Raw genomic sequence first — 10,782 nt, forward strand, 5'->3', positions numbered from 1 at the left:
TCGATGTACAGGACAGGCATGGCCATGACCGACAACGCCCCCGGCGCAGATGCCACGACCAGGCAGGAACATAACCTGCTGACCTCCAACCCCGTCTACAAGCCCTTCCGCTACCCCTGGGCCTATGATGCGTGGCTGACGCAGCAGCGCGTCCACTGGCTGCCCGAGGAGGTGCCGCTGGCCGATGACGTGAAGGACTGGCACCGCACGCTGAGCGAAAGCGAACGCCATCTGGTCACCCAGATCTTCCGCTTCTTCACACAGGCGGATGTGGAGGTGAACAACTGCTACATGAAGCACTACAGTCAGGTGTTCAAACCGACTGAAGTGCTGATGATGCTGTCAGCCTTCTCCAATATCGAAACGATCCATATCGCTGCCTACAGTCATCTGCTCGATACCATCGGCATGCCCGAGACCGAGTATTCCGCTTTCCTTAGCTATAAGGAAATGAAGGATAAATATGACTACATGCAGAAATTCTCGGTCTCCGATAACTACCAGATTGCCCGCACGCTCGCGGCTTTTGGCGCGTTTACCGAAGGGCTCCAGCTTTTCGCATCCTTCGCGATCCTGCTGAACTTCCCGCGTTTCAACAAGCTCAAGGGCATGGGGCAGATCGTCTCGTGGTCCGTGCGTGACGAATCCCTGCACTGTGATTCGATGGCGCGGCTGTTCCGGGTCTTCGTGCAGGAAAATCCGGAAATCTGGACCGATACGCTGCGTGACGACATCCGCCAGATCTGCCGCGACATTGTCGAACACGAGGACGCCTTCATCGACCTCGCGTTTGAAATGGGCGCGGTCGAAGGGCTGGATGCCGGGCAGGTCAAGCAGTACATCCGCTTTGTCGCCAATCGCCGTCTGGGACAACTCGGGCTTGATGGCATCTACGATGTCGCCACCAACCCGCTGCCGTGGGTGGATGAAATGATCAACGCGGTCGAACACGCCAATTTCTTTGAAAACCGGGCGACCGAATACAGCCGTGCCTCGACCACCGGCACGTGGGAAGAAGCTTTCGCCGACTGAACCGGCGGCAGGGCCGCCCTTTGCCCGTATCAGGGCAGCAGGGCGGCCCCATCTTCCAGCACCGCGCGGGTGGCGGCGGTAAAGCGGCCATCGGCTTCATGCAGAATCAGTCCGGGCAGCATTTCGCTGCCCGCGCGTGCGTTCGCGCATCCCTGTAGCAGCACGATACGCGCCGGGCGGCCCTGCCGGGGCCAGCATGGGAAAATCCTGATCCGTCCCAGCCCGGCGTCTTCCATGGCGGCGATCCCCATGGCCAGCAGCGTGGCGGGCAGGGCGAGTGTCAGCGTGCCATGATGGCGAAGCTGGCTGCCAAGGGCGTTTACCCATCCCGCCAGCGTGCCTGCGGGCAGGCGGCGGGCAAGATCACGGCGCAGATGGGGCGAAGGGGACGAATCATGCCTATGCCATGGCGGATTGGCAAAGGCATGGTCGATCCGGCGCTTGCCCGGCCCTGACAACAGGGGGTCATCGGGCAGGGCGGGAATGGTGGCAGCGCACACACGCAGGTCGCGGCGTCCGTTCAGTTCGAAATTATGACCGGCGAGCGCGGCGGTCGCCGTGTCATGCTCCAGCCCGATTCCGGCAAGACCGGATATCCGATTCGTCAGGCAGAGCAGCCCTGCGCCAGCGCCGCATCCACCCTCCAGCACGGTCTGACCGGCGCGCGCAGGCACGAAAGCGGCCATCAGAACCGGTTCCAGTCCGGTCCTGTTTCCCGTGATAAACTGGCGATAGATCACCTTTCCGCCCAGCAGCGCACCGGTCGAGACCGGGGGCAGGCCGACAGGTGGCGCGGGCAGCAAATCACCCGCTCCGGACCTCATGCCTGTCTGCTCCCGCTTGACCGTTATTCCAGCGCCGCCCATATACTCATATTCATGTTCATACATTCGGAACCCGGAGAGTAACCTTTTGGCCCTAGCAGTTAGTCTGCCGGAATCCGACGAAACGGCAAGTCAGAAAGACGAAGGGGCTCGCCGCCCGATGGCAGATGGATCAGAAGTCGCCCTGCGCGATCTGGCGGAATATCTCGCTGATGACATGGCTGCGTGCAATCGCGCCATTGTCGAGCGGATGGACAGCCCGGTTGCGCTCATTCCCCAACTTGCGGCCCATCTGGTCGCCGCTGGCGGCAAGCGGCTGCGGCCGCTGCTGACGCTGGCCTCCGCGCGGCTGTGCGGTTACCAGCCCGATGCCACCCATCAGCGGCATGTGGCGCTGGCAGCCTGTGTGGAGTTCATCCATACCGCGACCCTGCTGCATGATGACGTGGTGGACGAAAGCGCCCTGCGTCGCGGCATGGCGAGCGCCAATGCCGTATTCGGCAACAAGGCATCGGTGCTGGTGGGCGATTTCCTGTTCGCGCGCTCCTTCCAGCTCATGACCGATGACGGTTCGCTCAAGGTCATGAACATCCTCTCCTCCGCTTCCGCCACGATTGCGGAAGGGGAGGTGCTGCAGATGTCCACCCAGAACGATCTTTCCACCAGGATCGACCAGTATCTGGAAGTCATCCATGGCAAGACGGCGGCCCTGTTCGCCGCAGCCTGCCGTGTGGGGGCGGTTGTGGCCGAACGTGACGAGCGTGAGGAACGCGCGCTTGAATCCTACGGCACCAATCTGGGCATGGCGTTCCAGCTTGTGGATGACGCGCTGGATTACGCCGCCGATCAGGCCCGTCTGGGCAAGACGGTGGGCGATGACTTCCGTGAAGGCAAGATCACCCTGCCGGTGCTGGCGGCCTATGCCGCGGGATCGGAGGAAGACCGTGCCTTCTGGCAGCGTGTGATCGAGGAAAGCGAGCAGCGTCCCGACGATCTGGATCATGCGCTTAGCCTGATTGAAAAGACCGATGCGATCCGCATCACCCTGGACCGTGCGACGGAATATGCACAGGCAGCCTGCGAGGCCCTGTCGATCTTCCCGCCGGGCCGCCTGCGCCAGCTTTTGCAGGATACGGCAAGCTACACGGTCAACCGCCTGCGTTGATCCCGGACAGGGGCGGTGAAAGCCGCCCCTGTTCAGAAAACATCCAGAAATCATAAGAAAATTTCTGGTGAAGCTTTTTTCAAAAAGCTTTGGAAGACGCCCCCTTTTATGGGGCAGTCATCTTTCGAGGGGTCTCAGCCCCGTCTTCGTCAAAAAAGCCGATATTGCTGGCGTCATACCCCATCTGGTCCAGACCCGGCAGCAGGGCATCCAGATCAGCGGGCATTGCGGTGAACAGCACCTGCTCGGCTCTGGCAGGTATGGTTTCCCGTAGGGGGAAACTGCATGTCGCCAGCATGCGGGCGGCCTGTCTTGCAACCGCAGGGGCGGGGTCCAGCCATGTTACATCAGCCGGTCCCAGCGTCCGCATGGCATCCAGCACAAAGGTGTAGTGGGTGCAGCCAATGCCCACGACATCAATATGCTCGCCACCCGGTTGGCCAAACAGGCCAGCCAGTTCGGCTTTCAGTCGTTCGGGGTCAGGCGGGATCTGCCGGAATGCGGCTTCCCCCATATCCGCCAGATGGCGCGCACCATGGGCCAGCAGCGTGCAGGCCGGTGCAAAGCGCATCTGTAGATCATGCAGATAGGGACGGCGCACTGTCGCGCGCGTAGCCAGCAGGCCAATCGTGCCGGTACGGGTATGATCCGCCGCCCATTTGATCGGGGGCACACACCCGACAAAGGGCACGGCATAGGCAGCGCGCAGGCTGTCCAGCGCAAGGGTGCTGGCGGTATTGCAGGCAATGACCACCACATCGGGTTTCAGCCGGGTGATGGCATGGCCCAGAAGCCTGACGATGCGCTCCCGCAGGAGCGCATCGGGCTGTTCCCCATAGGGAAAGACGGCGGTATCGGCCAGATAGTCAATCGGAACGGCGGGCAGGAGCGTGCGCAACCGGGCGACAACGCCCAGCCCCCCGATACCGGAATCAAAAGCCAGGATACGCGACATCAGCAGGGATGCGCATCAGGCTCCGGCGTCGCGCTTGGCCTTGAGCGCCAGCGCTTCTTCCGCGCTGCCCACGCCACCATGCTTTGCGGACCATGCGCAGGGATCTTCAAGGAAGCGGCGGACCTCGGCTGCATCCTTTTCCGAGAAATAGGGCTTGCCCGCGCAGGCTTCCAGCACGTCCCACCATGTGCACAGGGCATGCAGGCTGATGTTCATGTCAGCCAGCGTGCGGTAGGCGCCGGGGAACACGCCGTAGAAGAACACGACGAATGTATGGTCCACGATCGCGCCCGCATTGCGCAGGGCATTGGCGAACTGCACCTTGGAAGAACCGTCCGTGGTCAGGTCTTCCACCAGCAGGGTGCGCATGCCTTCGGGCACATCGCCTTCAATCTGCGCATTGCGGCCAAAGCCCTTGGGCTTTTTACGCACATAGGCCATGGGGGCCATCATGCGGTCCGCAATCCATGCGGCGAAGGGAATCCCGGCCGTCTCGCCGCCGACTACCGCGTCGATGCTTTCATAGCCGACATGGCGGCCAATCTTCTCGACCGCCAGTTCCATGATCTTCTGCCGCGCGCGGGGGAAGAAGATGATGCGGCGGCAATCGATGTAAACCGGGGACTTCCAGCCGGACGTAAGGGTATACGGATCATCGGGACGGAAGTTGACGGCCTTGATTTCCAGCAGAAGGCGCGCCGTCATCAGTGCCGCATCGCGGTCCCACGCTGTTGAACCTGTTGACAGTCCAGCCCCGTTTCCCGTGGCGTCGTGCATACCCTATCTCCGGCCAAATGATATTCGCTGTCGTGAATGACAGGACAGACGATTAACCGCAACAGATGGGAAAATCCATCGGTCTGCACGGCCTGCGGCCAAAAATGCGTAAAAAAGCGGTCCGGGAAATATAATGTGACAACTCGGCGCGGGATGAGGGGCATGTATACCTTGCCCAATCAGTCCATTCGCTCTAGTATCCCAGTATTGATAATCATTCTCAATAATAGGTCATCGCATCGTGTCTGTTGAAAACAGTCGCATCGCTCGTAAATGTGAGCGTGCCGTAATCACCGCCTACCAGGAACTGCGTGGCGTTGGGACCAGCGATGTGTCGGCTTTCCATGCCTGCACGACCCTTTACCGCATCCACCATCCCGAATCCTCGCTGAACGAGGCCCGGCGGCTGGTGTCGGAATGGATCGACCATCACGTGATCCAGAAGCGCCCCGGCCCCACAAACGGCTGCGAGTGCGACTGACCCCACTGGCTGGGGCCAAAGACATGAGAAAGGCAGGCACATGAATGTGGCCTGCCTTTTTTGTATCGGGGGTAAATCCCGATGCGACCCTATCGCGTTATTTCAGTCCTGAAATCAGGCCGGTGACGGGAGAGGGCGGCTGGTTGTCATCATGTCCATGCCGGGCGACATTCCTGCCGCCCGGCATGAAATATGATCAGCTCCGTTTGTCGAACCCGACGAAGTCACGCTGCGGCGAACCGACATAAAGCTGGCGGGGACGGCCGATGCGCTGGCCCGGTTCTTCGATCATTTCCTTCCACTGGCTGATCCAGCCGGTGGTGCGGGCGACGGCAAACAGCACGGTGAACATGCTGGTGGGGATGCCCATGGCCTTCAGGATGATGCCCGAATAGAAATCGACATTGGGGTAGAGGCTGCGCTTGACGAAATATTCGTCATGAATGGCAATCTTTTCCAGTTCGATCGCCAGATCCAGCAGCGGATCATCCTTGATCCCCAGTTCGCCCAGCACCTCATGGCAGGTGGCCTGCATGATCTTCGCACGCGGGTCGAAGTTCTTGTATACGCGGTGGCCAAAGCCCATCAGGCGCACGCCGCTGGTCTTGTCCTTCACCTTGGCGATGAATTCGGGAATGTTGTCCTTGTGGCCGATTTCAGCCAGCATCTTCAGCACGGCTTCGTTGGCGCCACCATGCGCAGGCCCCCACAGCGCCGCGATACCGGCGGAAATACAGGCAAACGGATTGGCGCCCGTGGACCCGGCCAGCCGCACGGTGGAGGTCGATGCGTTCTGTTCGTGGTCGGCATGCAGGATCAGGATGCGATCCATCGCGCGCGCCAGAACCGGGTTGATCTTGTACGGTTCGCTGGGCACCGCGAACATCATGGACAGGAAGTTTTCCGCATAGGACAGGTCGTTACGCGGGTAGATGAAGGTTTCACCCTGCGTATATTTGTACGCCCATGCGGCGATGGTCGGGATCTTGGCGATGATGCGCAGGGCCGACTGGTAGCGCGTCGCCGCGTTCGAGACATCCAGCCCTTCATGATAGAAGGAGGATAGCGCCCCGACCGTCCCGCACAGGATGGCCATGGGATGCGCATCACGGCGGAAACCGTTGAAGAAGTTGCGGATCTGTTCGTGCAGCAGGGTGTGGTGCTTGATCGAGTTCACGAAGCCGTCGTACTGCGCCCGGTCCGGCAGTTCACCGTTAAGCAGCAGGTAGGCCACTTCCATGAACGTGGCCTGTTCGGCCAGTTGGGCGATGGGGTAGCCGCGATGCAGCAGGATGCCCTTTTCACCATCAATGAAAGTGATCTTGCTGGAGCAGGATGCGGTTTCGCCATAACCGGGATCGTAGGTGAATACGTCGGCCTGTGCCGGCAGCTTGCGGATATCGACGACATCGGGGCCCATCGTGCCGGACAGCACGGGCAGTGACACATCCTTGCCGTTTAGCGAGATTGTGGCGGTTTTTGCGGACTCGCTCATCTACAACTCTCCTCTTGGGTGCCAGCCCCGGCGCGCTATGGGGCAGGGCGGGCACATGTCTCCATCCTCCGGGCGGTCTGTTGTTCGGCAACAGTTTGTAAGTCTGCCCGGATTTTATATTCCCGCCTGCCCATGTGGCGGCAGTCGGCGGGTCTCGGGTGTGACGATAGGAACGAAACCCCCGGCGTGGCAATCCATGCACCCGTCCTGTGGCAATGACATTATTGGCAAGACAGTTCCACAAGCCGTATTTCACCGTCAGTCGCGGTATTCCACCGCTGGTCCGTGGTGAAACAGGCGATTGATGCCGGTGGAAACCCGCGTATCAGCATGTTTTCCAGTCCGGGCGGGCAGTGCCCCCCGGCCCAGTGAAGCACCAGTCCCTGCAGGCCGGGATTGTGGCCTAATATCATGATATTGTTAATTTTATCGGGAACGGCATACAGGCTGTCACGGATTGTTTCCGCCGTGGCGTCATACAGCGTGTTCACATATCGGATATCGGGTGCCTGATCGCCATAAAATGATCCGATGGCGTCCAGCGTCTGGCGCGTACGCAGCGACGGACTGACCAGAACCAGTTCCGGCGCGAAATGCCGCGCGCGCAGCCATGCCCCCTGCCGGGCGGCTGTTTCATGGCCATGGGGGGTAAGCGGGCGCTCAAGGTCGGCGTGCATTCCCATCTCCCCGAACGGGGCAGGGGCGGCCTGTGCGTGGCGCATCACAATCAGCCGCCGGGTGGGGAAGCCCCCTTCGGATCGGTCCGGCATCTGGGATTTACCGGCTTTCGCGTGCGAAGGCTTCGTGATGGCGGATGACCTCGCGGATGATGAAGGCGAGGAATTTTTCCGCGAAGTCCGGGTCAAGCTGTGCCGCCGTGGCCAGTTGCCGCAGCCGGGCGACCTGACGGGATTCGCGCGCGGGGTCGGCGGGCGGCATCTCGTTGGCGGCCTTGAGTTTGCCCACCGCCTGCGTATGGCGGAAGCGTTCGGCCAGCATGTAGATCAGGGCGGCATCGATGTTGTCGATGCTGCGGCGCAGTTCTTCCAGTTTCTGCTGCGCTGCGTTTGCTGCGTCATGCGTGGCCTGGGTGGTGTTCATCTGTTTCTGTTCTCCTGGAAGGGGCGTGCGGAAGGCATGTCGTATGCCCCTGTTATATGACAGGTGGCAGGTCGATCCATGCCAGATGGCCGCCCTTGCCTGCGCCCGTATCGGTAAAGATGGCCTTGCCGCCCATGCGGCCCTGCCGGACCCAGGGCCTGCCATCGGTCGAACGGCGGTCATGCCCGCAATAGACGGTGTAGCCCGCAGGAATATGATCGACCCAGTTCAGCCGCCGTTCCGGGTAGCCATCTTTCTGCATGTGGCCTGTTGTCTCGCCAAACAGGGCGCGTGACAGCAGGGGACTGACCGTGCCCAGTCCTGGCGGCGGCAGTTCGCCCAGCATGCGGACATGAAAACCCCCATGCACGAATATGGACTGCCCCAGCACGATCCACGCGGGCGCACGCGACAGGTCGGCCAGCGCGCGCTGGTACACATCGCTGTTTTCTTCCGCCATGAACTGCGCCAGCGTTTCCATAAGCGGCGGGTCGCGCCGCATCTTGCGCCCCTGTAGCGCGCGGGCAAGCTTGCGGTCGTGATTGCCCAGAATGAACAGGCCCCGGCGTTCGTCTATCAGGCGCTGCATGAGGCGGAACGCCCCCGCGCTGTCCGGTCCGTAATCGACAAGATCGCCAAGCTGGATGACAAAACGGTCCGTCGCGGCCGCATGGCGGAAGGCGTGAAGATCGCCATGCACATCGCCCACAACACGCAATGGCCGCCCGGCCAGAAGTTCGGTCAGCGGGTGCGCAGGCATGGCTGTGGGCAGCACGGATGCTTCCGCTGCCGGGGGCGGGGCGGAGTCCTCGCGCGCCATGACAGGCCGGTAAGAGGGAAATCGACGTCTCAAGCGAAAAACCTCTCCTGTCTGTTGCTGGCTATGCCGTGTGGATACCCCTTGCTGGGTCTGGTTTCCTATTATTCACAAGATTGGTCGCCATGCACTAGGGGATGGTCAATAATGTGTCGGGAATGACACGAAATGGTTGCAGGCGGGTAACGTCATGCGCGGGGGAAGGCGGTGTATTGCCAAAAATACATCCAAAAAATACACCGCATGTCTGATCGCGCTTCCCGATGGAGCAAACGTGAAACCGCAAAGCGAAGCCTGCCGCCCGGTGTCACACTTTTTTGTTGTGACGTGGCCCGCAGGACGGAGAACAGATGATGACGTCATGCTGAAGTCAAACGCAGCGCCACGGCATAAGGTGCAAAGGGAATACCCACACCGGATGCGGCACGCGGGCTGACGGGGACAGGCCAGAGGTACTATCGGGGGCACGCTGCCCCGCCTGCCGGACCGTGGCTGAAGCATCTGACATATCCGGCCCGGCGCAGGCTGGCCGGACATAACAATAAGAGTTTGAGGGAAAGTTCATGATCGACCACACCCGAATCCGGAATGCGGCGCTCCGGGCCAAGATCACTACTGCCGAACAGGCGGCCGCCCTGATCCGCCCCGGCAGTACGGTCGGCACCAGCGGCTTTACCGGTGCAGGCTACCCCAAGGCCGTGCCGCAGGCGCTTGCGGCCCTGATGGAACGTGAGCACGCCAAGGGAAACGAATACCGCATCCGGCTTCTGACCGGGGCTTCCACAGGCCCGGAACTTGACGGCGCGCTGGCGAAGGTCAACGGCATCTCCTTCCGCATGCCCTATAATTCCGATGCCGGCCTGCGCGCGCGCATCAACGCGGGCGAGACGGAATATCTGGACATGCACCTCAGCCACGTCGCGCCAATGGCATGGGCGGGCTTTTTCGGGGAAATCGATACGGCCGTCATCGAGGCCACCGCCGTCCGTGAAGATGGCAGCATCGTCCCGTCCTCCTCCGTCGGTAATTCCAAGACATGGCTCGATACCGCCCGGCAGGTGATCATCGAGGTCAATAGCTGGCAGGACAGCGCGCTGGAAGGCATGCACGACATCTGGTACGGCGCGGCCCTGCCGCCGCACCGCCAGCCCATTCCGCTGCTGCGTCCCGATGACCGCATCGGCGGCACGTCGCTCAAGGTGGACCCGGCCAAGATCGTGGCGATTGTCGAAACCAACGCCCCGGATCGTAATGCCCCGTTCTCCCCGCCCGATGAGACCGCGCGCGGCATTGCCGGGCACCTTATGGAATTTTTCCGCCATGAAGTGAAAATGGGCCGTCTTCCGCCCTCGCTCCTGCCGCTGCAGTCCGGTGTGGGCAACGTGGCCAATGCGGTCATGAGCGGGCTGGAAGACGGGCCGTTCGATGACCTGACCGCCTATACCGAAGTCATTCAGGACGGCATGCTGGGCATGCTGGAAACGGGCAAGATGCGCGTGGCGTCGGCTACCGCCTTCTCGCTCAGCCCCGAAGCGGCAGAGTCGCTCAACAGCCGCATGCGGGAATTCCAGAAGAAGATCATCCTGCGCCCGCAGGACATCAGCAACCACCCCGGCCTGATCCGCCGTCTGGGCTGTATCGCCATGAACGGTCTGATCGAATCGGATATCTACGGCAACGTGAACTCAACGCAGATCATGGGGTCCAAGATCCAGAACGGCATCGGCGGATCGGGCGATTTTGCCCGCAATGCCTATATTTCCGTGTTCATGACGCCGTCCACGGCCAAGGGTGGCAAAATCTCCGCCATCGTGCCCATGGCATCGCATGTCGATCATATCACGCAGGATTCGCAGGTTCTGGTGACGGAGCAGGGACTGGCCGATCTGCGTGGCCTGTCGCCCAAGCAGCGGGCGGAGGTAATCATCGCCAACTGTGCGCACCCGGATTACCGCCCGATGCTGCAGGATTATTACAAGCGCGCCCGCGCGGGGTCGTTTGGCCAGCAGTCGCCGCATCTGCTGACCGAAGCCCTGTCATGGCACCAGCGCTTCATTGAAACAGGCAGCATGAAAGCCTGATTCAGGACCGGCCGCGCGTGCATGACATGTGCGGCCACCCGATAAAAGCGGCAG

General features: G+C 61.3%; 11 protein-coding genes. 4 read left to right on the forward strand and 7 right to left on the reverse strand.

Annotated elements, in window-relative coordinates; all coding sequences use genetic code 11:
• Nucleotides 1-18 precede the first annotated feature (18 nt).
• Nucleotides 19-1,032: a ribonucleotide-diphosphate reductase subunit beta gene (locus ACBR42_RS13200; RefSeq protein WP_102323474.1), complete on the forward strand. Its 1,014-nt coding sequence runs from the start codon at nt 19-21 to the stop codon at nt 1,030-1,032.
• A gap of 29 nt (nt 1,033-1,061) precedes the next feature.
• On the opposite strand, the gene ACBR42_RS13205 is transcribed toward ACBR42_RS13200, so the two are convergent.
• Nucleotides 1,062-1,856 (reverse strand): methyltransferase, encoded by a 795-nt coding sequence (locus ACBR42_RS13205; protein ID WP_371208309.1) that lies wholly within the window; start codon nt 1,854-1,856, stop codon nt 1,062-1,064.
• A 160-nt stretch (nt 1,857-2,016) separates the two neighbouring features.
• Between ACBR42_RS13205 and ACBR42_RS13210 the strand changes: the two genes are divergently transcribed.
• Nucleotides 2,017-3,021 (forward strand): polyprenyl synthetase family protein, encoded by a 1,005-nt coding sequence (locus ACBR42_RS13210; protein WP_110547983.1) that lies wholly within the window; start codon nt 2,017-2,019, stop codon nt 3,019-3,021.
• A gap of 106 nt (nt 3,022-3,127) precedes the next feature.
• On the opposite strand, the gene ACBR42_RS13215 is transcribed toward ACBR42_RS13210, so the two are convergent.
• Nucleotides 3,128-3,976, reverse strand: coding sequence for a glutamate racemase (locus ACBR42_RS13215; RefSeq protein ID WP_371208310.1), 849 nt, complete (start codon nt 3,974-3,976; stop codon nt 3,128-3,130).
• Nucleotides 3,977-3,991: 15 nt separating this feature from the next.
• A complete protein-coding gene (locus ACBR42_RS13220) occupies nt 3,992-4,753 on the reverse strand; it encodes an orotate phosphoribosyltransferase (protein WP_102323477.1) in 762 nt (253 codons plus the stop codon).
• Nucleotides 4,754-4,979: 226 nt separating this feature from the next.
• Here ACBR42_RS13220 and ACBR42_RS13225 point away from each other — a divergent pair, with 226 nt between their 5' ends.
• A complete protein-coding gene (locus tag ACBR42_RS13225; RefSeq protein WP_102323478.1) occupies nt 4,980-5,234 on the forward strand; it encodes a hypothetical protein in 255 nt (84 codons plus the stop codon).
• A gap of 196 nt (nt 5,235-5,430) precedes the next feature.
• On the opposite strand, the gene ACBR42_RS13230 is transcribed toward ACBR42_RS13225, so the two are convergent.
• The 4 genes from ACBR42_RS13230 to ACBR42_RS13245 all read right to left on the reverse strand — a co-directional run bounded on the left by ACBR42_RS13230 (nt 5,431) and on the right by ACBR42_RS13245 (nt 8,590).
• Nucleotides 5,431-6,729, reverse strand: a complete 1,299-nt coding sequence (locus ACBR42_RS13230; protein WP_102323479.1) for a citrate synthase — start codon at nt 6,727-6,729, stop codon at nt 5,431-5,433.
• Nucleotides 6,730-6,950: 221 nt separating this feature from the next.
• A complete protein-coding gene (locus ACBR42_RS13235) occupies nt 6,951-7,499 on the reverse strand; it encodes a histidine phosphatase family protein (protein WP_110547985.1) in 549 nt (182 codons plus the stop codon).
• 7 nt (nt 7,500-7,506) lie between these two features.
• Nucleotides 7,507-7,830, reverse strand: a complete 324-nt coding sequence (locus tag ACBR42_RS13240; protein WP_371208311.1) for a chorismate mutase — start codon at nt 7,828-7,830, stop codon at nt 7,507-7,509.
• A 52-nt stretch (nt 7,831-7,882) separates the two neighbouring features.
• The gene (locus ACBR42_RS13245) at nt 7,883-8,590 is read right to left on the reverse strand and encodes a metallophosphoesterase (RefSeq protein WP_162900534.1); all 708 of its coding nucleotides are present in this window, start codon (nt 8,588-8,590) and stop codon (nt 7,883-7,885) included.
• 620 nt (nt 8,591-9,210) lie between these two features.
• Here ACBR42_RS13245 and ACBR42_RS13250 point away from each other — a divergent pair.
• Nucleotides 9,211-10,728 (forward strand): acetyl-CoA hydrolase/transferase family protein, encoded by a 1,518-nt coding sequence (locus ACBR42_RS13250; RefSeq protein WP_371208312.1) that lies wholly within the window; start codon nt 9,211-9,213, stop codon nt 10,726-10,728.
• Nucleotides 10,729-10,782 lie beyond the last annotated feature (54 nt).

The organism is Komagataeibacter sp. SM21 (assembly GCF_041402665.1).
Taxonomy (GTDB): domain Bacteria; phylum Pseudomonadota; class Alphaproteobacteria; order Acetobacterales; family Acetobacteraceae; genus Komagataeibacter; species Komagataeibacter saccharivorans.